The following is a 25,912-nucleotide window of genomic DNA, read 5'->3' as shown; positions in this document are numbered from 1 at the left end:
TCACCTCGTCAGCTCCGCCATCACCCGGGCCCGGTGCTGCGCCGGCGTACCCCACGCCAGCGTCAGCACGCGGACCTTCGTCAGCCACCGGCCCAGCCCGTGCTCCCGGGTGTAGCCGATGGCACCATGCACCTGCAGCGCCGCACGGGCGGCCCGGTGCGCGGCGGTGCCGCAGGCCACCTTCGCCGCCGAGACGTCCCGCGCGGCCGTGCCCGCGGCGCTGTGCTCCCTCGGCCCGTCCCCGTCGGCGAGGGCCACCGCGGCCGCGTACAGCAGGGGCCGGGCGAACTCCAGGCCGACGGCCACATCGGCGAGCCGGTGCTGGACCGCCTGGAAGCGTCCGATCGGACGGCCGAACTGGACCCGGGACCGGGCGTGCGCCACCGCGGCGTCGAGCAGCGCGCAGCCGGCACCCAGCAGCTGCGCGGCGGCGGCGAGGACGCCGAGGTCGAGGGCGCGGGCCACCGCATTCGCTGCGGCGGGCCCTTCGGCGAGGGCGCCGCCGGCCGGGAACACCTCGAACAGCCGCCGGGTGTAGTCCATCGAGGTGTGCGCCGGTCCGGTACGCGCCGCCCGGACGGAGTCGCCCTCGGCGAGCAGCACCAGATCGGCGGCGTGCGCGTCGGCCGCGTACGGCAGCCAGGGCGGCGCGGCGAGCGTGGCGACCACCCGCCCGGCGGCCAGCTCGGGCAGCCACTTGTCGCACAGCCGGTCGTCGCCGAGGGCGATCAGCAGCGCCGGTACGGCGGCCAGCGTCTCGGTCACCGGGCCGGGCACCGCGTGGTGACCCAGCTCCTCGGCGGCGATGACGAGGTCGGCAGGATCGGCGCCCGTCCCGCCCCACCGTTGCGGCACCGCGAGCCCGGCGACCCCGGCGTCGGCCAGCCGCGACCAGACGGCCCGGCCCGGCCCGCCGTCGCCCCGCGCCCAGCTCTCCGCCACCGCCGGCAGGTCGGCGGTGGCCAGCAGGTCGTGCAGGACGGCCGCGAATCGATCCTGCTCCGCCGACGGCACCAGCCTCATCGCGCCACCTCGCGGGGCAGGCCCAGCATCCGCTCGGCGACGATGCCCCGGTGCACCTCATTCGTGCCCGCGTAGATCGGGCCGGCCAGCGCGAACAGATACCCGTCGGTCCAGGCAGTGTCCGTCTCCGCCCGGGCACCGAGCACGTCGAGGGCGGTCTCGTGCAGCGCGACGTCCAGCTCGGACCAGAACAGCTTGGTGGCACTCGCGGCGAACGGTCCCGCGGGCGCGTCCAGCGCGGCGAAGGTCCGCATGCGGTACGCCTGAGCGCCGATCCACGCGTCCACCACCCGGTCCCGCGTCGCCGCGTCGCCGGGGTCGCCGGCCCGCCAGAGCGCCACGAGCCGCTCGGCGGCCGCGAGGAACCGGCCCGGGCTGCGCAACGTCTGCCCGCGCTCGTGGCCGGCCGTGCTCATCGCCACCCGCCACCCGTCGCCGGCCTCGCCGATCACGTCGCGGTCCGGCACGAACACGTCGTCCAGGAAGATCTCCGCGAAGCCGGGGTCGCCGTCGAGTTGGCGGATCGGGCGTACGGTCACGCCGGGGGCGCGCAGGTCGAACATCACGGCGGTCAGGCCGCGATGCCGGACGGCCTGCGGGTCGGTGCGGACCAGCCCGAACGCCCGGTCCGCCGCGGCCGCCCGCGAGCTCCACGTCTTCTGCCCGGACAGCAGCCATCCGCCGTCCGTACGCCGGCCGCGGGAACGGATCGCGGCCAGGTCGCTGCCCGCCTCCGGCTCGGACCATGCCTGTGCCCACACCTGATCGGCGCGGGCCATCGGGGGCAGGATCCGGTCGCGCTGCTCCGCCGTACCGTGCCGGAAGAGCGTGGGTGCGAGCAGGAACAGGCCGTTCTGGCCGATGCGGCCGGGTGCCCCGGCGGCGTGGTACTCCTCCTCGAACAGCAGCGCGTGCAGCGGCGGAACGGCCCGCCCGCCGTACTCCAGGGGCCACGAGACGACGGCGAGGCCGGCGTCGGCGAGGCGGCGCTCCCAGGACCGGTGCGCCGCGTCGCCCTCCGGCGTGTCCATGCTGGGCAGCCGGGCGGCGGGAACGTTGGCCGCCAGCCAGCGGCGGACCTCGTCCCGCAAGGCCCGCGCGGCCGCGTCGAGATCCAGGTTCACGGCGCGGCCCGCTTCATCGCGGCCGGATCGAGTCCGGCCAGCGAGTCCTCGCTGACCTCGACATTGTGGGCGTGGGCGACGTGGTGCAGGCCGAAGACGGAGTCCATCCCTGCGCGCATGCCCATCTCGTCCTCGCACTGATTGACCGCGCGCTTGGCCAGCGCCAGCCCGAACGGCGGCATCGCGGCGATCCGCCCGGCCAGCGCGAAGGTGGCCGGCTCCAGCTCGGCGCGGGGCACGACGCGATTCACCATGCCGATCTCGTACGCCCGCCGAGCATCGAACCGGTCGCCGGTGAACAGCACCTCGCGGGCGAACCGGGGCCCGAGCACCCAGGGGTGAGCGAAGTACTCGACGCCGGGAATGCCCATCCGCAGCACCGGATCGGCGAAGAACGCGTCCTCGGCCGCCACGATGAGGTCGCAGACCCAGGCCAGCATGAGTCCGCCTGCGACACAGGCGCCCTGCACCATGGCGACGGCCGGCTTGGGCATGTCCCGCCACCGCCGGCACATGCCGAGGTAGACCTCGAGCTCGCGGGAGTAGCGCCGGTCCGCGCCGGCCTTGCCGGTGTGGTCCCACCACAGCGCGGCCCGCCGGGGGTACGGGGTGTCCACGTCGCGTTCCGGGGTGCCGATGTCATGCCCGGCCGAGAAGTGGTCGCCCGCCCCCGCCAGCACGATCACCGCGACGTCGTCGTCGTCCACGGCCCGGGTGAACGCCGCGTCCAGGGCGTAGGTCACGGCCGAGTTCTGCGCGTTGCGATACCGGGGACGGTTCACGGTGACCAGAGCGATCCGGTCGCGGCGTTCGTAAAGGACGACGTCAGTCACGGCACCTCCCGGAGCAGATACTTGAGGACCTTGCCCGAGGCGTTGCGGGGCAACTCGGTGCGCAGCTCGACCGTGCGCGGCACCTTGTAGCCCGCGAGCCGGTCCCGGCAGAACTCGATCACCCGGTCGAGGGAGAGCTCGTGCCCCGGTCGCGGGACGACGTAGGCCTTGCCGACCTCGCCGTGGCGCGGGTCGGGTACTCCGATCACCGCCGACTCGGCCACCCCGGGCAGGTCGGCCAGGGTGCGCTCCACCTCGGCCGGGTACACGTTGAAGCCGCCGCAGATGAACATGTCCTTGAGCCGGTCGGTGATGGTGAGGTAGCCGCGCTCGTCCAGCCGCCCGATGTCCCCGGTGTGCAGCCAGCCGTCGGCGTCGATGGCCGCGGCGGTGGCGTCCTTGTCGTCGAGGTAGCCGAGCATGACGTTGGGGCCGCGCAGCAGCACCTCGCCGCTGGGCTCGCCGATCGCGACCTCGAAGTCCGCGGCGGCCCGCCCGCAGGTGTACGCCACGGTCCGGTCGTCGTCGCCCGGCCGGCACATCGTCGCCACCACCGCCTCGGTCAGCCCGTACGCCGTCAGCACGGTCCGTACCCCCAGCTCCGAGCGCATCCGAGCGATGAGCGCGGGCGGCACGGTGGTCGCTCCGGTCACGGCGAGGCGCAGCGACGACAGGTCGTGCCGGGGTCGCTCGGGATGGTCGAGCAGGTCGACGTAGAGGGTCGGCGGGCCGGGAAGCACAGTGATCCGCTCGGCCGCGATCAGCGCCATCGTCCGCGACGGGTCGAAGACCGCCTGGGGCACCACCGTGGCGCCGCTGACGAGGCAGGCGAGGATGCCGGCCTTGAGCCCGAAGCTGTGGAAGAACGGATTGACGACGAGGTAGGAGTCGCCGGGGACGAGCCCGCCGATGCCGGCCCACGCGGCCGCCGTGCCCAGCGACTGACGGTGTGCGCTCATCGCGCCTTTGCTTCGGCCGGTGGTGCCCGAGGTGAAGAGGATGTCGCTCACGTCGTCCGGGGTGACGGCCTCGGCGCGGGCGTCCGCGTCGGAGGCCGCCACGCCGTCGCCGCGGCGCAAGAAGGCCGGCCACTCCAGCACGTCCGGCTCGGGGCCGACCGGAACGTCGGTGGGCACCCGGACGAGGAGGCGGGGGAGGGGGATCCCGGTTCGGCCGGCGGCGGCACGCAACGCGGCGAGCCGGTCCGCGCCCAGGAAGGGGCCGGTGACGATCAGGCCTCGGGCGTCGCTGCGCTGCAGCACGTCGAGGGCCTCGACGGCGGTGAACCGGGTGTTCACCGGCACCAGCGTGGCACCGGCGTAGCTCGCGCCCAGCGCGGCCAGCACCCAGTGCCGGGTGTTCGGCGCCCAGACGGCCAGCCGGTCGCCCGGGTGCAGGCCCTCGGCGATGAACGCGCGAGCCACGATGCGCACCTGCTCCAGCAGCTCCATGAAGGACAGCCGGTGCTCACCCGGCTCCGCCAGCGCCGGCGCCGACCCGAAGGTGCGGGCCGCGTTCACGATGGCCGCCGGGATGGTCGATTCCACGGTGCCACCGTAGCCCAACCAAGCGGTTGCTTGGTAGGGTGATTTGACCGCGGCCTGAGAGGTGGCGCCAGTGGACGGTGACGAGGAGTTCCGCCGCGAGGTTCGGGACTGGCTCGCGGCGAACGTGACGGACGAGTTGCGGGGCGTGGGCGGCGCGGGCCGGGAGAACGAGGCCTATCCGCAGCGTCTCGCCTTCACCCGCCGCCTGGCTGCGGCGGGATGGACGACCCTCGCCTGGCCGGTGGCGCACGGCGGTCGCGGCGCCTCGCTCGCCCGGCAGATCATCTTCCACGAGGAGTACGCCCGCTCGGGTGCGCCGTCGCGCGTCGACCACATCGGCACCACCATGGTCGGGCCCACCCTCATGGCGCTGGGCACCGAGCCGCAGCGCCGCCGGTTCCTGCCCCGCATCGCCGCGGTCGACGAGCTGTGGTGCCAGGGCTACTCCGAGCCGGGTGCCGGCTCCGATCTTGCCGGCGTCACCACCCGCGCCCGGCTCGACGGCGACCACTGGGTGATCACCGGGCAGAAGGTGTGGACCTCGCTCGCGCAGGTGGCCGACTGGTGCTTCGTGCTGGCCCGTACCGAGCCGGTGCCCGAGGGCGGCCCGCGCCATGCCGGGCTGTCCTATCTGCTGGTGCCGATGCGCTCGCCCGGCATCACCGTGCGGCCGATCCGGCAGCTCACCGGCGACAGCGAGTTCAACGAGGTCTTCTTCGACGACGCGCGCACCGGCCGCGACCTCGTGGTCGGCGAGCCCGGGCAGGGCTGGCGGGTGGCGATGGCCACGCTGGGCTTCGAGCGGGGCGCGGCAACCGTGGGCCAGCAGATCGGATTCCAGCAGGACCTGGACGACCTGATCGAGCTCGCCGGGCGCACCGGGGCGGCCGCCGACCCGGTGCTGCGCGAGCGGCTCACCCGGGCCTGGATCGATCTGTCCGTGCTGCGGTCGCACACGCGCCGGGTCCTGAGCGAGCCGGACTCGACCGGGACCGCCTCGGTGATCAAGCTGCTCTGGTCGCGGTGGCGCCAGGGCCTGGGCGAGCTCGCCATGGCCGTGCTCGGGCCGGGCGGCGCCGCGGCCGGTCCCGGCGACCGGGACGTCGAGCGCTGGTGGCGGCTCTTCCTCTTCAGCCGGGCGGACACGATCTACGGCGGGTCCAACGAGATCCAGCGCACCATCGTGGCCGAGCGGGTGCTCGGGCTGCCCCGCCAGGACCGCCGGTGACCGAGCCGGCCGGGCACGGCCTGCTGGCGGGAAAGTCCGTCGTGGTCACCGCCGCGGCCGGCACCGGGATCGGCTCCGCCGTCGCCCGGCGGTGCCTGGCCGAGGGTGCCCAGGTGGTGCTCAGCGACAGCCACCGGCGGCGGCTCGACGAGACGTGCGAGCAGCTGGCGTCGGCATACCCGGGCCGGGTCTGGCCGGTGCCGTGCGACGTCACCGACGAGCATGACGTCCAGGCGCTCGTCGCGGCCGCGGTCGTCCACTGTGGGCGTCTCGACGTCATGGTGAACAACGCCGGGCTGGGCGGCACCCGCGCGGTGGTCGAGATGGCCGACGACGAGTGGCGGCGGGTCCTGGACGTCACGCTGACCGGCACGTTCCGCTGCACCCGGGCCGCATTGCGGCGGATGATCGCGCAGGGCGGCGGCGGCGCGGTGGTCAACAACGCCTCGGTGCTGGGCTGGCGGGCCCAGGCCGGGCAGGCGCACTACGCCGCCGCGAAGGCCGGGGTGATGGCGTTCACCCGCTGTGCCGCGCTGGACGTGGCCGGGCACGGCATCCGGGTCAACGCAGTGGCGCCCAGTCTCGCGGCCCACCCGTTCCTGGCGAAGGTGATGCCCGAGGAGGAACTGGCCGGGCTGGCGCTGCGGGAGGCGTTCGGGCGGGCCGCGCAGCCCTGGGAGGTGGCGACCGTGGTGGCGTTCCTGGCCAGCGACTACGCCTCGTACCTCACCGGCGAGGTGATCTCGGTGAGCAGCCAGCACGCCTGATGGTCACATCCGCTCGATGATGCTCGCCGTGGCCATCGCGCCGCCCGCGCACATTGTGATTAGCGCGGTGCCGAGGCCCGACCGTTCCAGCTCGTGCAGCGCGGTGGTGATGAGCCGGCACCCGGTGCTGCCGACCGGGTGCCCGAGCGCGATCGCCCCGCCGTTCACGTTGACCCGGTCGGGGTCCGCGCCGTGTTCGCCGAGCCAGGAGAGCACCACGGCGGCGAACGCCTCGTTCACCTCGAACCGGTCGACGTCGTCGATCTTCATGCCGGTACGGGCCAGCACCCGCTCGGTGGCCGCGATCGGGCCGTCCAGGTGGTAGTACGGCTCGGCGCCGACCAGGCATTGCGCGAGGAACCGGGCGCGCGGGCGCAGGCCGAGCTCCCGTGCCCGGTCCGCGTCCATGAGCAGCACGGCCGCGGCGCCGTCGGAGATCTGCGAGGAGGTGCCGGCGGTGTGCAGGCCGCCTTCCAGGACGGGGCGCAGACGGGCCAGGCCGGCCTCGGTCGTCTCGCGCAGGCCCTGGTCGCGCTCGACGGTCCGGGTCTCGCCGGTGGTGTGGCCGTCCGCGTCCAGCGCCGGCGCGCCGACCGGCGTCACCTCCGCCGCATAGCGTCCCTCGGTCCAGGCCCGGGCGGCGTTGCCCTGCGAGCGCACGCCGAACAGGTCGAGGTCGGCCCGGGTCAGCCCGCGCCGTACCGCGATGCGCTCCGCGGCCTCGTACTGGTTGGGCAGGTCGATGTGCCACGAGGCAGGACGGGGGAGTCCGGCGTCGGTACCGAGGTTGGCGCGCAGCGGGACCCGGCTCATCGACTCCACCCCGCACGCCACGCCGACCTCGATGGCATCCGCGGCGATCAGCCCGGCGACGAGGTGGGCCGCGTGCTGGGCCGATCCGCACTGCGCGTCGACGGTCAGGCAACCGGTCGCGTACGGCAGCCCGGCGTGCAGCCAGGCGGTACGGGTGATGTTGTTGGACTGCTCCCCGCCCTGCGTGACGCAACCACCCACGACCTGCTCGACCAGCGCGGGGTCGAGCCCGGTGCGGGCGAGGACCGCGCGTTGCGCCGCGCCGAGCAGCTCGGCGGCATGTAATCCCGCCAGCCACCCGCCGCGGCGGCCGATCGGCGTACGGACCGCGCCGATGATCACCGGAACACCCACGGTGGCCTCCCTGTAGAACGTGTTCTTATTCTGCGGCATCCGAGGTATACCACAGGCCGTGACGAGCGTGCTTGAATGTGGTGGAACCTGTTGCCGTAGGAGGAGCCGTGACCGAGCCTCGCATCCCCAGCGGTTTCGATTTCACCGATCCGGAGATCTACCTCGGCGGTCTTCCGCACGCGGAGTTCGCCGAGATGCGCCGGACCGCTCCGGTGTGGTGGATCCCGCAGGCGCGGGGCAGCGCCGGCTTCGACGACGAGGGCTACTGGGCGGTCACCCGGCACGCCGACGTGATGACCGTGTCCCGCGACAGCGACACGTTCTCCAGCTGGGAGAACACGGCCATCGTCCGGTTCCAGGCGGGCCTGGACCGCGAGCGGATCGAAATGCAGCGGTGCGTGCTGCTCAACATGGACCCGCCGCAGCACACGAAGCAGCGCGCCGTCGTCGCGCGCGGCTTCACCCCCCGGGCCATCAACGCGCTGCGGACGGCGCTGTCCGCCCGCGCGGAGCGGATCGTCCGCGAGGCGGGCGCCGCGGACACCGGCGACTTCGTCAGCGACGTCGCCTGCGAGCTGCCCCTGCAGGCCATCGCGGAACTGCTCGGCGTGCCGCAGGAGGACCGCCGGCACGTCTTCGAGTGGTCGAACGCGATGATCGGTTACGACGACCCGGAGTACAGCGGCGGCGCCGATCCCATGGAGCCGGCGATGGAACTGCTCGCGTACGCGATGAAGATGGCCGAGGAGCGGCAGGCCTGCCCCCGCGACGACATCGTGACCACGCTCGTGAAGGCGGAGATCGACGGCGAGCACCTGTCCACCGACGAGTTCGGCTTCTTCGTCCTGCTGCTGGCGGTGGCCGGCAACGAGACCACCCGCAACGCCATCTCGCACGGGATCCTGGCCCTGCTCGAGCACCCCGAGCAGTGGGAGCTGTTCAAGGCCGGGCGGCCGAAGACCGCGGTGGAGGAGATCGTCCGCTGGGGCACCCCGGTGAACGTCTTCCAGCGCACCGCGGTGCGTGACACCGTGCTGGGCGGTCAGGACATCAAGGCCGGCCAGCGCGTGGCGCTCTTCTACGGCTCGGCGAACTTCGACGAGACGGTCTTCGACCACCCGGAGCGCTTCGACATCACCCGCAGCCCGAACCCCCATCTCGGTTTCGGCGGCAGCGGCGCGCATTTCTGCCTGGGCGCCAACCTGGCCCGGCTGGAGATCGACCTCATCTTCAACGCGATCGCCGACGCCATGCCGGACATCAGCCTGGCCGGTCCGCCGCAGCGGCTGCGCTCCGGCTGGCTGCACAGCATCAAGCACCTGCCGGTGCGCTACCGCTGATCCGGCTCGGCCGCGACCACCCAGAGCGAGAAGAACTGCGAGCCGCCACCGTACGCGTGCCCGACCGCGGTCCGCGCCCCGGCGACCTGGTGGGCACCGGCCCGGCCCATCACCTGCATGGCTGCCTCGGCGAAGCGCAGCATCCCGGAGGCGCCGATCGGGTTGGAGCACAGCACACCGCCGGACGGGTTGACCGGCAGCCGCCCGCCGATCCGCGTCTCGCCGGCCTCGGTGAGCTTCCAGCCGTGCCCGGGCTCGGCGAAGCCCAGGTTCTCCAGCCACATCGGCTCGAACCAGGAGAACGGCACGTACAGCTCGGCGACGTCCACCTCGTCCAGCGGGTCGGTGATGCCGGCCGCGTCCCACAGCGCACGGGCCGCCTCGGCACCGGCACGCGGGTGCACGTGGTCCTTTCCGGCGAAGAAGGTCGGCTCGGTGCGCATCGCGGTCGCCCGGATCCACGCCACCTGCCGTTCGCTCGCCTCGGCCGCCGCCTGGTCGCCGAGCACGACGGCGCAGGCGCCGTCCGAGGACGGGCAGGTCTCGTCGTAGCGGATCGGATCCCACAGCATCGGCGAGGACCGGACCGAGTCCAGCGTGATGTCCGGCTGCCGGAGATGGGCGTACGGGTTGAGCGCCCCGTTGCGCCGATCCTTGACCGCCACCAGCGCGCCGATGTGCTCCGGTGCCGAGGCCCGGCGGATGTAGGCGCGGATGTGCGGCGCGAAGTAGCCGCCGGCACCGGCGCCGATCGGCGCGCTGAACGGCGGCTGGATGGACAGCGCCCACATGGCATTGGACTCCGACTGCTTCTCGAACGCGACCGCGAGGACCCGCCGGTGCACGCCGGCGCGGATGAGGCTGGTCGCCACGTTCGCGGTGGCCCCGCCCACCGAGCCGGCCGTGTGCACGCGCAGCAGCGGGCGGCCGGCCGCACCGATCGCGTCGGCCAGGAACAGCTCGGGCATCATCACGCCCTCGAACAGATCCGGCGCCTTGCCCAGCACGACCGCGTCGATCTGCGACCAGTCGGTGCCCGCGTCGGTCAGGGCCCGGTCGATGGCCTCGCGGCACAGCCCGGCCATCGACACGTCGGTGCGCCGGGTGCGGTGGTGGGTCTGCCCGGTGCCCAGTACGGCCGCCCGTCTCATCGTTGCGCCTCCAGCACGCAGACCAGATTCTGTTGCAGGGCCGGGCCGCTCGTCGCGTGCCCGGCCACCCGTTGAGCCCGTCCGGACATCACCAGCGCGGCCGCGGCCCCGATGCGGGTCAGCCCGGCCGAGAACATCGGGTTGCCGCAGAGTGCGCCGCCGGAGGGGTTGATCCGTACGTCGTCGCCCAGCCCGAGCGCCGTACGCAGCAGCAGCTCCTGGTGGGTGAAGGGAGCGTGCACCTCGGCCGCGTCGAGGTCGGCGGGCAGTCCCGCCGCCGCGGCCGCCGCGGCTGCCGAGGGCACGGTGGTCAGGTCCCGCTCGCCGAGCCCCTGGGGGTCGATCCGGTGTGCCGCGCCGGTGATCCAGGCCGGCCGCTCGTGCTGCCGGCGGGCCCGGTCGCCCGCCGCCAGGACCAGCGCCGAGGCGCCGTCCGAGACGGGTGCGCAGTCGTGCGCGCGCAGCGGGTCGGCGAGATACGGCTCGGCGAGCAGCCGCTCGGCCGTGGTTTCCTCGGCCACCTGGGCGTACGGGTTGGTCGTCGCGTCGGCCCGGCTTCGCGCCGCCACCTCGGCCATGTCCCGCTCGCTGACGAGCCCGGCGTCGAGCGCGAGGCGGGCCTGGAGCGCGGCGACGCTCACCGAGTCGGGCCACAGCGGTGCCGTCGCGTACGGGTCGAGCTGCAGCGCCAGCACCCGGCGCAGCTCACCGGCCGAGGACTTGCCGAAGCCGTAGACCAGCGCGGTCTCCGCCTCGCCGGCGAGGATCTTGACGTACGCCTCGTAGAAGGCCCAGGCGGCGTCCATCTCCACGTGCGACTCGCAGATCGGCGGGCACGCCCCGATGGCGTCGATCGCGTTGACGAAGGAGAAGGCCCGCCCGGCCAGGTAGTCGGAGGACCCCGAGCACCAGAAGTCCACCTCCCGCCGGTGCAGCCCGGCGCCGGCCAGCGCCTCTCGAAGCACCGGCACGAGCGTCTCGACGCCGCTGGTGGTGCCCGCCTCGGCCCGGCAGGGCGACTGGGCGAAGCCGATGACGGCGACGGTGTTCACAGGTGCTCCGCGTACGACTCGTAGGGCGCGTCGGGCTCGCCGGCCGGCGCGAAGTGCGCGATGTTCTCCGGCGTGGTGGACCACTGCCCGGGCTCCCGCCAGACCGCCGCCACCCGCATGCCCATCCGGACCTCGTCGGCGGGACAGCCGAGGATGAGATGCGACAGCGGGATGTCGGCCCCGTCCAGCAGGACCTGCGCGACGACGTAGGGCGGGTCGAGCCGCTGACCGGCGAACGGGACGTTGACCACGCAGAACGTGGTGATGGTGCCCCGGTCGGCGACGGTCACCTCCTCGTCCGGCGGTACGCCGTCGGCGGGACAGACCCGCGGCGGCACATAGACCTTGCGGCACACCGGGCAGCGCTGACCGACCAGCCGCCCCTCGGCCAGCGCCCGGAGATACCGGCTCTCCTCGGCCGAGGTCGTGTGCCGGTAGCTCAGCCGGATCGGGGTCGTCATCATGGTTACCGGCGGTTCTGCCGCATCGGTGGCCTCGGGGGTCGGCGCTTCGCCGGGTTCGAAGCAGGCGATGTCGCGGATGTGACCGACGCGTTCTGCGGCCCAGCGGATGCGGACCCGCATCCCGGTGTGCATCCGATCGGCCTCGCCCGCGTCCACGGCGTGCAGCAAAGCCGTGTCCGCCCCGTCGAGCCGGATCAGCGCCCAGCCGAACGGGTGGGCGAGCGGTTGCCCGTCGAGCGGCCGGCTCATCCAGCTCCAGCTCACCACGGTCCCGGTGGGAGCCACCTCCACCAGATCGGTCACCGGTGCGTGCGTGACCGGGTCGTACTCCAGCGGGGGGACGTGGACGCGCCCGTCCGAGGTCCGGCAGCCGTGCACCCGGCGGTCACGCAGCCCGGTCATGAATCGGCTGAGGATCGGGCCGAGCGAGCGGGTGTAGTCGAAGGCGATGTCCATCGGGGCGGACAGCGGCGGCGCCTGCGCGGTATCCACGAACGCCAGTGAAACACGTTGCCGCGTGGCCGGGCAAGATGCAGTGACGGCGGCCTTCCATTGAGTAGAACGCGTTATAGAATCGCGGCATGACGGACATCGGGCTGTGGACCATCGCGGGGAAGTCGGCGGACCGCGTCGCCATCGTGGACACCGACGGCCGTACCGTGAGCTACGGCGAGCTGGCCGCGCAGGCCGACCGGATCGGGCGCGGGCTGCGGGACCTCGGCCTGAACCCCGGCGACACCGTGGCGGTCCTGCTGCCCAACGGCGCCGACATGCTCGCGACCTTCTTCGCCGCCCTCCAGACGGGCCTCTACCTGGTGCCGACGAACTGGCACCTCACCGCCCCCGAGATCGCCTACATCCTCCGCGACAGCGGCGCGCGGGCCTTCGTCGCCCACGAGCGCTTCTCCGCCGCGGCGGTACCGGCGGCGGACGAGGCGGGGGTGCGGGACGAGGGGCGCTTCGCGGTGGGGGAGGTCCCCGGCTTCCGTCCGCTCGAGACGCTGGGCGCCGACGGGTCCGGCCGCCCGGGGTCGCGGACGGCCGGGGCGCTGATGGTCTACACCTCGGGGACCTCGGGCCGCCCCAAGGGCGTACGCCGGCCGCTCACCGGAGGCGACCCGGACGACGTACCCGGGGCCTCGACGTGGTTCTTCGGCCTCTTCGGCCTCGAGCCGTTCGGTGAGCACGTGCACCTGTGCGGCTCGCCGCTCTACCACACGGCCGTGATGAACTTCGCCGTCATCTCGATCCAGCTCGGGCACACCGTCGTCGTGATGGACCACTGGGACTCGCACGAGGCGCTGCGCCTGGTCGAGCGCCATCGGGTCACCCACAGCCACCTGGTGCCGACCCAGTTCGCCCGCCTGCTCGCGCTGCCCGCCGAGGTGCGTACGGCACACGACCTGTCCTCGATGCGCGTGATGATCCATGGCGCCGCGCCCTGCCCGGCGCACGTCAAGCGGCAGATGCTGGACTGGTGGGGGCCCGTGGTGGTCGAGTACTACGCGGCCTCGGAAGGTGGCGGCACCCTGATCACCGCCGAGGAGTGGGCGGCGCGGCCCGGCTCGGTGGGGCGCGCCTGGCCCGGGTCGAAGATCCGGGTGCTGGACGCCGACGGCAACGACGCGCCGGCCGGCTGCCCGGGCCAGGTCTATCTGCAGATGGGCGACGCCGGCTTCGAGTACCACCGCGACCCCGAGAAGACCCGCGAATCGTGGCGCTCCGGCATGTTCACGGTCGGCGACATCGGATACCTGGACGACGACGGGTATCTGTACCTGTGCGACCGCAAGAGCGACGTCATCATCTCGGGCGGCGTCAACGTCTATCCCGCCGAGGTCGAGGGGGAGCTCGCGGGGCATCCGGCGGTCGCCGACGTGGCGGTCTTCGGGATCCCGCACGACGAGTGGGGCGAACAGATCAAGGCCGTCGTGCAGCCGGAACCGGGCGTCCGGGCCGGGGCGGAGCTGACCGCCGAGCTGTTGGCGTACCTGGGCGGCCGCGTCGCCGGGTTCAAGCTGCCGCGCAGCATCGACTACGTCGACGAGCTCCCGCGCGACCCGAACGGCAAGCTCTACAAGCGACTGCTGCGCGACCCGTACTGGGCCGGGCGGGACCGGGCGATCTGAGCGTCAGACCCCGCGGAAGAGCGGGGTGCGCTTCTCGGCGAACGCGCGGGGGCCCTCCTTGGCGTCCGCACTCAGGAAGACCGCGGTGCCGAGCCGGGACTCCACGGCAAACGCCTCGTTCTCGGGCATCCCCTCGGTCTCCCGCATGGTGCGCAGGATGGCCTGGATCGCGAGCGGACCGTTGGCGGCGATCTTCCCGGCCAGCTCGAGCGCCTTCTCCAGCGCCTGCCCGTCGGGCACGACATGCCCGATCAAGCCGATGCGGCGGGCCTCCTCCGCGTTCAGGTGCCGGCCGGTGAGCAGCAGCTCGGCGGCGATCGTGTACGGCAGCTGCCGCGGCAACCGGACGGCCGACCCGCCCAGCGGGAAGAGTCCCCAGCACGCCTCGGAGACGCCGAACCGGGCGCCCGCGCCGGCCACCCGGACGTCGGTGGCCTGGAGGATCTCGGTGCCCCCGGCGACGGCGGGCCCCTCGACGGCGGCCACCAGCGGCTTGCTGAGGCGCCGGCCCTTGAGCAGCGCGTCGATCCGGGAGAGGTCGGTGCCGCCGGAGCGGAAGCCGTCGCCGGGATGGTCGCGGGTCATCGCCTTCAGGTCGGCGCCGGCGCAGAAGGCGCCGCCCGCCCCGGTGAGCACGCAGACCCGGATCTCCGGGTCGGCGTCCACCCGGTCCCAGGCGTCGCGCATGATGGCGAGCATCTGCCCGGACAGGGCGTTGCGGGCCCGCGGCCGGTTCATCGTGACGATGAGGACGGGTCCGCGCTGCTCGACGAGGGCGTGCGGTTCCTCGGTCTCGGCTTCCACGCCCGTCTCCTCCTCCTCCTGCAATGGGGCTTGCCCGGCACAATAACACGTTCTACTTTCGACTGATGGCGGCCAATATAGCGGATCTGTTCGAGCACGCGGTCGACGCGTTCGGCGCGCGTACCGCCGTGGCCTGCGGCGAGCGGCTGACGACGTACGAGGAGCTGGAGGCCGATGCCAACCGGCTGGCGCACTTTCTCCGTACGCGAGGGATCGGTGCGGGCGACCACGTCGGCCTGTACGCGGGCAACTCGATCGACGCCGTGACGGCCATGATCGCCGTGTACAAGCTGCGCGCGGCGGTGGTCAACGTCAACTTCCGGTACGTCGAGAACGAGTTGCAATTCCTCTTCGCCGACGCCGACCTGACGGCCCTGATCCACGACCGGAAGTACGCGCCCCGGGTCGCCGCCGTGCTGGCCGGCGCCCCGGATGTGCACACCGTCGTGGCCCTGCCGGACGACGCGGACGCCGACATCGCCGCGTACGGCGGGGTGACCTACGCCGACGCGCTGGCCGCCGGCGACCCCGTCCGCGACTTCGGCGAGCGCTCCGGCGACGACCTCTACCTGCTCTACACCGGCGGGACGACCGGCTTCCCGAAGGGCGTGATGTGGCGGCACGAGGACGTCTGGCGGGTGCTCGGCGGCGGCGTCGACTTCATGTCCGGCGTACCGCTCGACGACGAGTGGGCCCAGTCCCAGCGCGGCGCCGAGACGGGTGGGATGGTGCGCCTCTGCCTCGCCCCGCTGATCCACGGCAACGCCCAGTGGGCGGCGCTCGCGGCACTGTTCGGCGGGGACACCGTGGTGATGCTGCCGCACTTCGACGCCGACGCCGCGTGGCGGGCGATCGAGCGGCACCGGGTGAACGTGGTGGTGCTCATCGGTGACGCGATGGCCCGCCCGATGATCGAGGCCTACCAGTCCGGAGGGTACGACGGCTCGTCGCTGTTCGCGATCTCGTCGAGCGCCGCGCTGTTCTCCCCGGTGGTCAAGCGGCAGTTCCTCGAGACGCTGCCGAACGTGCTGGTAACCGATGCGATCGGCTCGTCGGAGACCGGCTTCGCGGGCCTGGGCGTGGTCGCCGAGGTCGAGGGCGGCGCGGTGGACGGGCCCCGCTTCACGCCCGGCCCGGACACCATCGTCATCGACGAGCACAGCCGGCCCGCCCCGCCCGGCGTGATCGGCCGGCTGGCCCGCGGCGGCTACCTGCCGCTCGGCTACCACAAGGACCCGGAGAAGACCGCCGCCCTGCTGACCGAGGTGGACGGCGTGCGCTACGCCGTGCCGGGCGACCTGGCACGGCTCGAGAAGGACGGCACCATCACGCTGCTCGGGCGCGGCAACACCTGCGTCAACACCGGCGGCGAGAAGGTCTTCCCGGAGGAGGTCGAGGGGGCGCTCAAGGCCCATCCCGGCGTCTTCGACGCGCTCGTCATCGGCGTACCCGACGAGCGGCTCGGGCAGCGGGTGGCGGCGCTGGTGCAGGCCCGGCCCGGTCATCGGCCCGACGCGGCGGACCTGGACGGTCACCTCCGCCGGCGGATCGCCGGCTACAAGGTGCCCCGGGAGCTGTGGTGGGTGGACGAGATCGCGCGCACGCTGAGCGGGAAGGCGGACTACCGCTGGGCGCACCGATACGCCGAGAAGCATTCTGACGAGGCCGTGACCCATGCGGACTGAGCTGTGCGACCTGCTCGGCGTCGCGTACCCGGTCGTCGCCTTCAGCCCCTCCGAGCACGTGGTGGCGGCCGTCAGCCGGGCGGGCGGCCTGGGCGTGCTCGGCTGCGTACGCTTCAACGACCCCGCCGAGCTGGACGCGACCCTGTCCTGGCTGGACGGCGAGACGGCGGGCCACCCGTACGGGGTGGACGTGGTCATGCCCACCCACGGCCCGGCCGAGGGCGCTCCCGCCGACCTGGACCGCCTGATCCCACCCGGGCACCGCGACTTCGTGGAGCGGACCCTGCTGCGGCTCGGCGTGCCCCCGCTGTCCGCCCACGCGCCGAGCCGGTCCGGCGTGCTCGGCTGGCTGCACTCGGTCGCGCGCTCGCACGTCGAGGTGGCGCTGACGCACCCGGTGCGGCTGATCGCCAACGCGCTCGGCCCGCCCCCGGCCGATGTCATCGACCGGGCGCACGGGCGCGGGCTGCTGGTGGCCGCGCTGGCCGGCCGGCCCGAGCACGCGCGCGGCCACGTGGCCGCCGGCGTGGACCTCGTCGTCGCCCAGGGCTACGAGGCCGGCGGGCACACGGGCGAGATCGGCAGCATGGTGCTGGTGCCGGACATCGTCGACGCGGTGGGGGAGCGGGTCCCGGTCCTGGCCGCGGGCGGGATCGGCAGCGGGCGCCAGGTCGCCGCCGCGCTGGCGCTGGGCGCGCTCGGGGTGTGGACCGGCTCGGTCTGGCTCGGCACCGAGGAGTATCGCAGCCCGCCCGCCCTGCGCGAGGCGCTCCTGCGGGCCGGCTCCGGTGACACGGTCCGCAGCCGCGTCTACTCGGGCAAGCCGGCCCGTCTGCTCCGCAACCGCTGGACCGACGCCTGGAACGAGCCGGAGGCCCCGCGGCCGCTGCCGATGCCGCTGCAGAACATGCTGGTGGCCGAGGCGCACTCCCGGCTCATGGCGGCCGGGGACCCGAGCGTCGTGCCGATGCCGGTGGGGCAGATCGTGGGCCGGATGAACCGGGTCCGGCCGGTCGCCGAGGTGCTCGCCGACCTGGTCGCCGAGGCGGACGAGACCCTCGCCCGCCTGCGCAAGCTCAGTACTTGAGCGTCAGCAGTCCGGCGCCGGCCGGATCGGAGAGAGTGACGACGAACAGGTTGTCGAAATGGCTCTCGCCGATGACGGGCGGCGCCGGCACCCCCAGCTCGGCGATCACCTCCGGCACGGTGTTGCTGTGACCGGCGATCACCACGACGGTGCCGAACTCACCGTCACGGATCCTCGGCGCGACGGCGGCCGCGGACGGCATCAGCCGCCCGCTGATGCCGAGCAGCTTGAGCAGCGGTTCGACCGTCTGCTGGGTGCGGACCAACGACGAGGTGAACACCGTGGTCACTCCGGCGGAGCCGGCGACGTGCGCGAGCGCCTCGGCACGCTCGCGCCCGTCGTCGTTCAGCGCCGGGTCCGCCGTGACCGGTGGAAGATCGATGTCCGCATGCCGGACCAGCAGGATCGTGATCATGCGCCCCTCCCGGAACCGATACTCGCAGTGATCAGTCGCCGGTCGAGAGGCGCGTCTCCATTCAGACAGTCGTGGTGAACACCGCGACCGCGTTGGCCCCCACGCTCAGTTCCTTACCGTTGTCGAAGCTCGCCGAGAGGTGATCGGCCGGCTTCGGGAAGCCGGTCGCCGGGTCGGTCGGCGCGTTGTCCGGGCTGTAGACGTACTTGTCCAGCTCGATCCTCCCGGTCGGCGCGGTGATCGAAACCCGGGCCGGAGAGGTGTTGCGGTTGACCAGGACGAACGTCCAGCCGTCGGTGCCCGGCAGCTTGGCCTTGAGCACCCGCACGCCGGTCGGCTGCGCGGGCGCGTACATCTGGGTTCCGGGCGGCAGGTACCGGCAGAGCAGGCTCCAGGTGTAGAACCAGGGCCGCAGCGTCGCCGGGCTCTGGGGCTTGAAGTGGTCCCACATCCCGCACTGGACGTCCTCGTCGTAGCCGTCGAGGCACCACGCCAGGGCGCCGTCCACGCCGGCCCGCGCCTCCTGCACGGCGAGGTCGGCCATCCGTACGCCGTGGGCGTACTCGCCGGTGAAGGAGTAGTCCTTGTCGGGATCCTCACCGGGCGCCTTCATGCCGGTCTCGCCGAGGATCACCGAACCGCCGTTACTCGCCTCCTTGAGCTGCCGCACCGCCTCGGTGACCGTCGCCTCGGGGTAGTCGGGCGGCGAGCCGAGGTCCACCTCGTGCACGTAGAAGTGAGCCTCGGACTGGGCGACCTCGCGGTCCATGGCGGACTGCAGCCACCAGTCGTTGACCGAGGAGCCGCCCGGGTAGGTCCACCCGGCGGAGTGCGAGTCGGTCTTCGTGAGGTCGTTCATCGGGTCGGTGGTGGCACCGCTCCCGGTGAAGAGGGTGACCGCCGAGACGGCCCGCTCGATGCCCGGACGGGGCGGCATCGTGAGCCGCAGGTACTTGATGCCCTCCGGGAACGCGCGCGGGGAGACGTCGACGCGGTACCACGCGGTGGTGGCGTTGGTCTTCACCGGCGGCGTCTGCTGGAGGTCGATGTCCGTCCACTGCGTGCCGTTCTTCGAGGCCTGGAACGTCCAGTGCACGCCGTCCGCTTCCGGCGTGCGGTAGAAGCGGGCCGAGAAGCCCGTCAGGCCCGCCTTCTTCCAGACGAGGTTCTGCTCGGTCCCGGCCGCCTCCACCGGCACCGACTGCAGGCCCAGGTCGCCCTCCTGGGCGGCGATCCCCGCCTCCGCGGTGTCCGGGCCGCCGATCAGGTCGGCGCTGAGGCCGGCGCGGCCGAACGCCGTTCGCAGGTTCGCGGTGGCGGTGACCCAGTCGGCGTACTTGAGGCCCTTGGCGTTGTTCGGCTCGTTGATGCCGTTGTAGCGGACGACGTTGGTGTAGCCCTTGGCCTGGAACTTGCGCACGAGGTCGGTCTGGAGCGTGGCCGCCTCGGGCGAGACGTAGAAGGCCGGGTCGTTCAGGCCCCACATGCCGGTCATCACGTTGGTGCCCTGCTCCTTGTAGTGCGCCAGGATCCGGAAGACGTTCTTCATCTGGGGGGTGTCCCAGTCGTACGAGCCGACCGTGCCGGACGGGTTGAACCACGGGCGGTTGACCATGATCCGCACCAGGCCGGGGCTGATGTAGTCGGTCCGCCCGGTCAGGACGCCGAACTCGGTCCTGGGCCACTCGTCGTTGCCGGGTGAGCCGTCGTCCGCGCCACGGTACAGCGGGTCCTGGTTGTATCCGAGTCCGAGCCAGGTGCTGCCGACGGCGTCGTCGAGCACGGCGGCGTGGGTCGGCGCGGTGGGCGCCAGCACCGTGGCGGCGAGGGCCAGGGCGGCCACCGGCGCGGCGAGCGCGCGCCGGAGGGTGGGTTTGGTGTGCATGGCGTCAGGAGATCCGTTCCGGGTCAGGAATCTACGCGGATAGTGTTCGCGTTCGGTAAGGATTCCACATCGGAGAGTTGCCGCGGTTGACGGTCGACGACGACCACGGCGCGGCCTGTGAGGGTTCCGGCTGCCAGCCGGGCGTACGCCTCGCCGATCGCGCCGAATGCGAACTCCTCGACCCGGTTGCGGACCGCACCGGCGCCGGTCAGGGCGATCACCTCCTGGGTGTCCGCGATCGTGGCGCCCTGGAAGGTGAAGACCTCGCCGTCGCGGGGAAGGCTGCCGAACCAGGGTTTCGCCAGCCGGCCGCCCGCCGATCCCACCAGCCCGTACGCCCCGCCGGCCCGGACCGCCGCGACGCCCGCGGCGATGGTCTCGTCCGCGCCGACGAAGTCGAGCACCGCGTCCGCGCCCGCTTTCCCGGTGAGCCGCCGCAGGTGTCCCGCAGTCTCGGCATCCACGCCGGCCAGCGGCACGGCGCCGGCCTCCTCGGCGAGCGCGCGCCGGCCCGGGTCCGGATCGACGGCCACCACGCGGGCCGCGGTCAGCACCCGCAGGAACTGCACCGCGAACAAGCCCAGCCCGCCCGCGCCCAGCACCACCACGGTGCCACCCGCGGTGATCCGTGGCAGCGCCCGCCGGACCGCGTGATAGGCGGTGGCGCCCGCGTCGGTGAGCGGGCCGGCGTGTGCCGGGTCGAGCCCGCCCAGCGGCAAGAGGCCGCGGCGGCCGGTCACCAGGACGTAGTCCGCGAGGCCGCCGTCGCGCCCGTAGCCGCGGCCGGCGAGCCCGTCCGGGCACCCGTTGTCCAGTCCCCGGACGCAGAACCAACAGGTGCCGCAGGAGGCGGACGCGGCCAGCGCGACGGCGTCGCCCTCGGCGAGGCCCTCGACGCCGGTGCCGAGCGCGGCGACCCAGCCGGCCGTCTCGTGGCCCAGGGTGTACGGCATCGCCCAGCCCAGCCGCTCGCCGGCCGTCCGCAGCATCCGCCGCATCGTGAGGTCCGACCGGCACAGCCCGCACCCGGCCACCCGCACCAGCACCTGCCCGGCGCCCGGTGCCGGCACCGGCACCGTGACCGCCTGCGGCGCGCCGCCCCACTCCACCATCCGGTACGCCCGCATCATCTCGCCCACGCGCCAAGAGTGAAACAGGTTCTCGGTGTGGTCAAGCCTCGACGGCAACGCCCGTTGACCCCAGAATAGAACGCGTTCTAGCATGAGCCAGTGCTCACCCAGCCGTTCTCGCAAGCGATCCACGAAGCGGAGCAGGTCATGGCCGCGGCCCCGCACGTACGGGACGACCAGGACCTGGTCGAGGGGTACGACTACCTCGCCGGCAGCATCCGGGCGTCGCTGCAGATGGCGTGGGCGTACGAGCGTGACTTCCCGTACTTCGTCCGCTCCACCGGGCCCTACACCAAGCTCGGCCTGGACAATCCCGACACGCTCTACTTCCACGCCTGGCTGCGCGACGACGCCGAGTACGTGGTCACCGGACGCCGGGGCAGCACCACCGACCTGAGCTTCCAGATCCTCGACGGCGACTATTCACCGCTCGAGGTGCCGGGCAGCCTCGCCGCCTTCGACGACCGCGAGATCGGCCTCGACCCGGACGGCTCGTTCCGGCTCCGGTTCGCCCCCGGCGTCTCCGGCCGCAACGCGTTCGCGCTCGCGCCCGGATCGGCCATGCTCGTCGTCCGCGAGGTGTTCAGCGACTGGGCCGGCGAACAGCCCGGCATGCTGCGCATCCAGCGCGCCGACCGGATCGGGCTGGCCCCGCCGCCGCCGACCCGCGACGCCCTCGCCAAGCGGTACACGGTGGCCGGCAAGATCCTGCTCAGCCGGCTGCGCACCTTCCTGGCCTTCGCCGAGCGGTTCTACCTCGGGCTGCCGGTGAACACCCTCACCCCGCCCCGCCCGACGCCCGGCGGCCTGGCCACCCAGTATTCCTCCGTGGGGCACTACGACCTCGGCGAGGACCGGGCCATGGTGGTCACCGTGCCCGCCTCCGACGCGCCCTACCAGGGCATCCAGCTCGGCAGCATGTGGTACGTGTCGCTGGACTACATCAACCACCAGACGAGCCTGACCGTGCCCCAGGCGCAGGTCGACCCGGACGGCATGATCCGGTACGTGGTCAGCGAGCGTGACCCGGGCGTGGCCAACTGGCTGGAGTGCACCGGTCACAGCCGGGGTTACCTCCAACTGCGCTGGCAGCGGCTGTCCCGCCCGCTGACCGCCGAGGACGGGCCGCAGGTGGAGGTCGCCGCGGTGGACGACGTACCGAAGCTGCTGCCGTACTTCGAGCCGATCGAGCCGGCCACCTACCGGGGACGGATCGCTGCCCGGCAGGCCGCGGTGGCGTCCCGGATGCTGGGGTGAGTCAGGTGTTGCTGGCGGACAAGGTCGTGCTGGTCGCCGGGGTCGGCCCCGGGCTGGGCCGCGCCCTCGCGGTCCGCGCCGCGCAGTGCGGCGCCGACGTGGTGCTCGCCGCGCGGACCGAGTCCTTCCTGGCCGAGGTGGCCGGGAAGGTGACGGCCGCGGGCCGCCGGGCGCTGGCCGTACCCACCGACCTCACCGACCCCGCGGCCGCCCAGCGGCTCGCCGACGCCGCGCTGGGCGCGTTCGGCCGGGTGGACGCGCTGGTGAACAACGCCTTCGTGATGCCGCCGATGCGCAGCCTGGGCCGGGTGGAGCTGGACGACCTGCGCGACAGCTTCGAGATCAACGTGCTCGCCGCGCTGCAGTTGACCCGGCTGCTCACGCCCGCGCTGGTGGCGTCCGGCGGGTCCGTGGTGATGGTCAACTCCGCGGTGCTGCGGCACTCGCGGCGCCCGTTCGGCCCGTACAAGCTCGCCAAGGCCGGACTGCTCGCCGTCGCGCAGAACCTGGCCGGAGAGCTGGGCCCGCACGGGGTACGGGTCAACTCGGTGGCACCCGGCTGGATCTGGGCGGACAGCCTGCGGACCTGGTTCGAGTTCCAGGCCGCCGACCGAGGGGTGCCGGCCCGGCAGATCTACGACGAGACCGCGGCGACGACCGACCTGCGCCGGCTGCCGGAGCCGGACGAGGTCGCCGACGCCATCCTCTTCCTCGCCTCCGACCTCGCCCGTGGCATCACCGGGCAGTGCCTCGACGTGAACTGTGGGGAGTTCCACCATTGAGCGGCACACGCACCGATGTGGGTACGGTCGACGACCTCCACGCCTCGGCGACCCGGCTCACCGGACTGGACGACTTCGGCGACGACGACTACCTCGACGGGCTGCGGACGCTGCTGGCCTCGTACGCGAAGGAGAGTGCCCTCACCCCGGCGGGCAGCAAGGCGACCCGCGCGATGGTGCGCGGGGCCCTGGTATCCAGGCTGCTCAGCGAGGCGGGCTGGCGGCAGCATCCGGAGTACGCGTCGGTGGCCGTGCCCCGGCCGGTCTTCGTGACCGGGCTGCCCCGCACCGGCACCACGGCCCTGCACCGGCTGCTCGCCGCCGACCCGGCGCACCAGGGCCTCGAGCTCTGGCTCGCCGAGGCGCCGCAGCCCCGTCCGCCCCGCCGGCTCTGGGAGTCCCATCCCGTCTACGCCGCGCTCCAGGCCGGGTACGGGCGGCATCACGAGGCCGACCCGGAGTTCATGGGCATGCACTACACCGCCGCCGACCAGGTCGAGGAGTGCTGGCGGCTGCTTTGCCAGTCGATGATGTCGGTGTCGTTCGAGTGCCTGGCCCACATTCCGGCGTACTCCGGCTGGCTGGCGGCGCGGGACTGGACTGGCGCCTACCGCCGGCACCGGCGGAACCTCCAGCTGATCGGCCTCGGGGATGCCGGACGGCGCTGGGTGCTGAAGAATCCGAGCCACCTGTTCGCCCTGGACGCGCTGCTCACTGTCTATCCGGACGCCGTGGTGATCCAGACCCACCGGGCGCCGCGCACCGCGATCGCCTCGGTGTGCAGCCTCAACGCCCGGGCCTCGCGGGGCTGGTCCGAGCGGTTCGCGGGCGAGACGCTCGGGCGGGACCAGCTCGCGCTGTGGTCGCGGGGTGTGCGCCGCTTCATGGCCGATCGGGCGCACCACGACCCTGCGCACTTCGTCGACGTCGACTACGACGACTTCGTGGCCGATCCGGCCCGGACCGTCGCGGCGATCTACGACCGGCTGGGCCTCCCGGTTCCCCCGCAGGCGCGGTCCGCGATCGAGGCCCTGCATGCGCCCCGCCCCGCTCACCGGTACGAGCTCTCCGACTTCGGGCTCAGCGCGGCGGAGGTCGACGACGCGTTCGGTGACTACCTGGCCGCCCGCCCGTCGGTCAGGTCATCCGGCCGATGACCCCGTCCGCGAACCGGCGGACGGCGTCCTTCTTGACGGTTACCGGGGCGTCGAATCCGGCGCTCTCGGCGAGCCAGGGCATCACGATCGCGTCGGTCACCCCGATGTCGGCCTGGCGGCGGAAGCCGTCCAGCCCGGGGGCGTCCACGCACACCGCCTGGATCTCGAACGGTTCGCCGTCCCGGCCGTACTCGGCGCGCAGGCGCGACAGGCGCTCGATGATCGCTCGCAGTGCCTCGAGGCGGATCATGGCCGAGCTCCAGCCGTCGCCGGTCCGGGCCGCGCGGCGCAGCGCCGGCTCGGCGTGGCCGCCCACATAGATCGGGATCGGCTCGCTCGGCGCGGGGCTCATCTGCAGGCGGCCGAAGTCGAAGTGCTTGCCGTGATACTCGACCATGCCGCCGCCGAGGATGAGGCGCAGCACCTCGATCGCCTCGTCGGCCCGGCCCGCCCGCTCGGCGAACGGGGCGCCGCACCACAGCGACTCCTCCGGGTTCCAGCCCAGCCCGACGCCGAGGCCGAACCGGTTGCCGATGAGGTTCGCCACCGAGCCCACCTGCCGGGCCAGCAGCACCGGATTGCGCGGCCCGAGCTTGAGGACCTGGGTGTAGAAGCGGATCCGCTCGGTGACCGCGCCCAGCGCCGCCGCGGTGACCATCGGGTCGGCCCACGGGGTGTCGGCATCCCAGAACCGCCGTCCGTCCGGTGTGTACGGATAGGCGGCGCCGGCGTGCTCGCCGTAGAAGATGGAGTCTGGCAGCGCGATCGCCGAGAAGCCGCACTCCTCGGCGGTCCGGGCGAGCTCGGTCAGCTGGTCCAGCGGGTTCAGCGCGATGCCGAGGGTGAACTTCATTCGAAAACTGTAACGCGTTCTACCGGCGACCGTAAGGTCTCGCCGAGCGTCAGCAGCTGCGCCGTGGCCCCGCCCAGCAGGAACTCGTGGTACTTGGCGGCGAGGAAATACCGGTGCAGCGGATACTCGACGTCGATGCCGACCCCGCCGTGGACGTGCACGGCCGTGTGCAGCACCCGATGCCCCGCCTCCGCGGCCCAGAAGCCCGCCGTGGCCACCTCGGCGCCGGCGGGCGGATGCTCGGACAGCCGCCAAGCGGCCTGCCAGAGCGTGACCCGCAGCGCCTCGACGTCGATGTAGGCGTCGGCCAGCCGCTGCGCGACCGCCTGGAAGGAGCCGATCGGCCGCTCGAACTGCACCCGGGTACGGGCGTACTCCGCGGTCATCTCGAGGGCCCGCTCCGCCACGCCGAGCTGCGCGGCGCAGGCGCCGACCGTCGCGTACGCGGTCAGCCAGGGTCGCGCCGCCCGGTCCGCGAGCAGCCGGTCGCCGGGCAGGACCGTGCCGCCCAACCGGAGCAGGCCCGCGCCGGGGCCGCCGGCCACCTCCTGGTCCGCTGTTTCGACGCCGTCATCGTCCGGCCGGACCAGGAAGACGCCCGCCTCGGCCGGCACCAGCAGCAGCGCGGCGCCGGTCGCGACCGGAACGACCGGAATCGTGCCGTCCAGCCGCCAGCCCGCCCCGATCCGCTCCGCCTGAACGGCGCCGGTCGCGGCAGTGAGCACGACCTCGCCCCGGCTCGCCGGCAGGGCCCACTCGGTCACCTGCTCCTCGGTGCCGAAGCGGGCCAGCGTGCCGGCCGCCACCACGATGGACGGCAGGTACGGCACGACGGCCGCGGCCCGGCCCAGCTCGGTCAGCACGGCGCACTGCTCCAGCAGCCCGTGACCCTCACCGCCGGCCCGCTTGGGCAGCGCTGCGGCGAGCACACCGGCGTCGGCCAGCGCCGGCCACAGCGGACGGCCCGAGGCCGCCAGGTCCCGCGTCAGGGCGGCCAGTTCCCGCGCCTCGTCGCTCAGTGAGAAGTCCACG

Annotated in this window: 23 protein-coding genes; 9 read left to right on the top strand and 14 right to left on the bottom strand. The window is 73.2% G+C overall.

Annotation, left to right across the window (positions count from 1 at the left end; genetic code table 11):
* Genes AB0368_RS29775 through AB0368_RS29760 form a run of 4 tightly spaced genes read right to left on the bottom strand, consistent with a single transcriptional unit; the run spans nt 1 to nt 4,527 of the window.
* A complete protein-coding gene (locus AB0368_RS29775; protein ID WP_366157315.1) occupies nt 1-1,023 on the bottom strand; it encodes an acyl-CoA dehydrogenase family protein in 1,023 nt (340 codons plus the stop codon).
* On the bottom strand, nt 1,020-2,147 hold the full coding sequence (locus AB0368_RS29770; RefSeq protein WP_366157314.1) for an acyl-CoA dehydrogenase family protein: 1,128 nt from the start codon (nt 2,145-2,147) through the stop codon (nt 1,020-1,022). Before AB0368_RS29770 ends, AB0368_RS29775 begins: the two co-directional genes overlap by 4 nt.
* Nucleotides 2,144-2,980, bottom strand: a complete 837-nt coding sequence (locus tag AB0368_RS29765) for an enoyl-CoA hydratase (protein WP_366157313.1) — start codon at nt 2,978-2,980, stop codon at nt 2,144-2,146. Before AB0368_RS29765 ends, AB0368_RS29770 begins: the two co-directional genes overlap by 4 nt.
* Complete coding sequence (locus tag AB0368_RS29760) at nt 2,977-4,527, bottom strand: FadD3 family acyl-CoA ligase (RefSeq protein WP_366157312.1); 1,551 nt, start codon at nt 4,525-4,527, stop codon at nt 2,977-2,979. Before AB0368_RS29760 ends, AB0368_RS29765 begins: the two co-directional genes overlap by 4 nt.
* Nucleotides 4,528-4,597: 70 nt before the next feature.
* Here AB0368_RS29760 and AB0368_RS29755 point away from each other — a divergent pair, with 70 nt between their 5' ends.
* Nucleotides 4,598-5,755, top strand: a complete 1,158-nt coding sequence (locus AB0368_RS29755) for an acyl-CoA dehydrogenase family protein (protein WP_366157311.1) — start codon at nt 4,598-4,600, stop codon at nt 5,753-5,755.
* On the top strand, nt 5,752-6,522 hold the full coding sequence (locus AB0368_RS29750; RefSeq protein WP_366157310.1) for an SDR family oxidoreductase: 771 nt from the start codon (nt 5,752-5,754) through the stop codon (nt 6,520-6,522). Before AB0368_RS29755 ends, AB0368_RS29750 begins: the two co-directional genes overlap by 4 nt.
* Before the next feature lie 3 nt (nt 6,523-6,525).
* On the opposite strand, the gene AB0368_RS29745 is transcribed toward AB0368_RS29750, so the two are convergent.
* Nucleotides 6,526-7,689: a steroid 3-ketoacyl-CoA thiolase gene (locus AB0368_RS29745; RefSeq protein ID WP_366157337.1), complete on the bottom strand. Its 1,164-nt coding sequence runs from the start codon at nt 7,687-7,689 to the stop codon at nt 6,526-6,528.
* A gap of 107 nt (nt 7,690-7,796) precedes the next feature.
* On the opposite strand from AB0368_RS29745, the gene AB0368_RS29740 reads away from it, so the two are divergent.
* Nucleotides 7,797-9,029: a cytochrome P450 gene (locus tag AB0368_RS29740; RefSeq protein ID WP_366157309.1), complete on the top strand. Its 1,233-nt coding sequence runs from the start codon at nt 7,797-7,799 to the stop codon at nt 9,027-9,029.
* On the opposite strand, the gene AB0368_RS29735 is transcribed toward AB0368_RS29740, so the two are convergent.
* From AB0368_RS29735 to AB0368_RS29725, 3 genes are read right to left on the bottom strand one after another with little or no spacing between them, the layout of a single operon-like run.
* Nucleotides 9,020-10,180: a thiolase domain-containing protein gene (locus tag AB0368_RS29735; RefSeq protein WP_366157308.1), complete on the bottom strand. Its 1,161-nt coding sequence runs from the start codon at nt 10,178-10,180 to the stop codon at nt 9,020-9,022. The two genes, AB0368_RS29740 and AB0368_RS29735, sit on opposite strands and share 10 nt — an antisense overlap.
* Entirely contained in the window at nt 10,177-11,232 is a 1,056-nt protein-coding gene (locus AB0368_RS29730) for a thiolase domain-containing protein (protein WP_366157307.1), read from the bottom strand. The genes AB0368_RS29735 and AB0368_RS29730 overlap by 4 nt, the downstream gene beginning before the upstream one ends.
* Nucleotides 11,229-12,188, bottom strand: a complete 960-nt coding sequence (locus AB0368_RS29725; protein ID WP_366157306.1) for an OB-fold domain-containing protein — start codon at nt 12,186-12,188, stop codon at nt 11,229-11,231. Before AB0368_RS29725 ends, AB0368_RS29730 begins: the two co-directional genes overlap by 4 nt.
* 89 nt (nt 12,189-12,277) lie before the next feature.
* Here AB0368_RS29725 and AB0368_RS29720 point away from each other — a divergent pair, with 89 nt between their 5' ends.
* Nucleotides 12,278-13,825, top strand: coding sequence for an acyl-CoA synthetase (locus tag AB0368_RS29720; protein WP_366157305.1), 1,548 nt, complete (start codon nt 12,278-12,280; stop codon nt 13,823-13,825).
* A gap of 3 nt (nt 13,826-13,828) precedes the next feature.
* On the opposite strand, the gene AB0368_RS29715 is transcribed toward AB0368_RS29720, so the two are convergent.
* On the bottom strand, nt 13,829-14,629 hold the full coding sequence (locus AB0368_RS29715) for a crotonase/enoyl-CoA hydratase family protein (RefSeq protein WP_366157304.1): 801 nt from the start codon (nt 14,627-14,629) through the stop codon (nt 13,829-13,831).
* Between the two features lie 65 nt (nt 14,630-14,694).
* On the opposite strand from AB0368_RS29715, the gene AB0368_RS29710 reads away from it, so the two are divergent.
* On the top strand, nt 14,695-16,314 hold the full coding sequence (locus AB0368_RS29710; RefSeq protein WP_366157303.1) for an acyl-CoA synthetase: 1,620 nt from the start codon (nt 14,695-14,697) through the stop codon (nt 16,312-16,314).
* Nucleotides 16,304-17,401, top strand: a complete 1,098-nt coding sequence (locus tag AB0368_RS29705) for a nitronate monooxygenase family protein (protein ID WP_366157302.1) — start codon at nt 16,304-16,306, stop codon at nt 17,399-17,401. The genes AB0368_RS29710 and AB0368_RS29705 overlap by 11 nt, the downstream gene beginning before the upstream one ends.
* Here the strand turns inward: AB0368_RS29705 and AB0368_RS29700 are convergent.
* The 3 genes from AB0368_RS29700 to AB0368_RS29690 all read right to left on the bottom strand — a co-directional run bounded on the left by AB0368_RS29700 (nt 17,391) and on the right by AB0368_RS29690 (nt 20,831).
* On the bottom strand, nt 17,391-17,816 hold the full coding sequence (locus AB0368_RS29700) for a phosphoglycerate mutase family protein (RefSeq protein ID WP_366157301.1): 426 nt from the start codon (nt 17,814-17,816) through the stop codon (nt 17,391-17,393). The two genes, AB0368_RS29705 and AB0368_RS29700, sit on opposite strands and share 11 nt — an antisense overlap.
* A gap of 61 nt (nt 17,817-17,877) precedes the next feature.
* Entirely contained in the window at nt 17,878-19,701 is a 1,824-nt protein-coding gene (locus tag AB0368_RS29695) for a hypothetical protein (RefSeq protein ID WP_366157300.1), read from the bottom strand.
* A 23-nt stretch (nt 19,702-19,724) separates the two neighbouring features.
* Nucleotides 19,725-20,831, bottom strand: coding sequence for an alcohol dehydrogenase catalytic domain-containing protein (locus tag AB0368_RS29690; RefSeq protein WP_366157336.1), 1,107 nt, complete (start codon nt 20,829-20,831; stop codon nt 19,725-19,727).
* 99 nt (nt 20,832-20,930) lie between these two features.
* Here AB0368_RS29690 and AB0368_RS29685 point away from each other — a divergent pair, with 99 nt between their 5' ends.
* Genes AB0368_RS29685 through AB0368_RS29675 form a run of 3 tightly spaced genes read left to right on the top strand, consistent with a single transcriptional unit; the run spans nt 20,931 to nt 24,027 of the window.
* A complete protein-coding gene (locus AB0368_RS29685; RefSeq protein WP_366157299.1) occupies nt 20,931-22,088 on the top strand; it encodes a hypothetical protein in 1,158 nt (385 codons plus the stop codon).
* Nucleotides 22,089-22,093: 5 nt separating this feature from the next.
* Nucleotides 22,094-22,870 (top strand): SDR family oxidoreductase, encoded by a 777-nt coding sequence (locus tag AB0368_RS29680; RefSeq protein WP_366157335.1) that lies wholly within the window; start codon nt 22,094-22,096, stop codon nt 22,868-22,870.
* The gene (locus AB0368_RS29675; RefSeq protein ID WP_366157298.1) at nt 22,867-24,027 is read left to right on the top strand and encodes a sulfotransferase; all 1,161 of its coding nucleotides are present in this window, start codon (nt 22,867-22,869) and stop codon (nt 24,025-24,027) included. The genes AB0368_RS29680 and AB0368_RS29675 overlap by 4 nt, the downstream gene beginning before the upstream one ends.
* Here the strand turns inward: AB0368_RS29675 and AB0368_RS29670 are convergent.
* Together AB0368_RS29670 and AB0368_RS29665 are read right to left on the bottom strand one after the other, a co-directional pair.
* On the bottom strand, nt 24,008-24,880 hold the full coding sequence (locus AB0368_RS29670) for a TIGR03619 family F420-dependent LLM class oxidoreductase (RefSeq protein WP_366157297.1): 873 nt from the start codon (nt 24,878-24,880) through the stop codon (nt 24,008-24,010). The two genes, AB0368_RS29675 and AB0368_RS29670, sit on opposite strands and share 20 nt — an antisense overlap.
* Entirely contained in the window at nt 24,877-25,911 is a 1,035-nt protein-coding gene (locus AB0368_RS29665; RefSeq protein WP_366157296.1) for an acyl-CoA dehydrogenase family protein, read from the bottom strand. The genes AB0368_RS29670 and AB0368_RS29665 overlap by 4 nt, the downstream gene beginning before the upstream one ends.
* Nucleotide 25,912 lies beyond the last annotated feature (1 nt).

Origin of the sequence: Actinoplanes sp. NPDC051475 (assembly GCF_040689425.1) — a bacterium.
Classification (GTDB): domain Bacteria; phylum Actinomycetota; class Actinomycetes; order Mycobacteriales; family Micromonosporaceae; genus Actinoplanes.
Note: the sequence above shows the minus strand (reverse complement) of the source record. Positions and strands in the feature narration are given on the sequence as shown.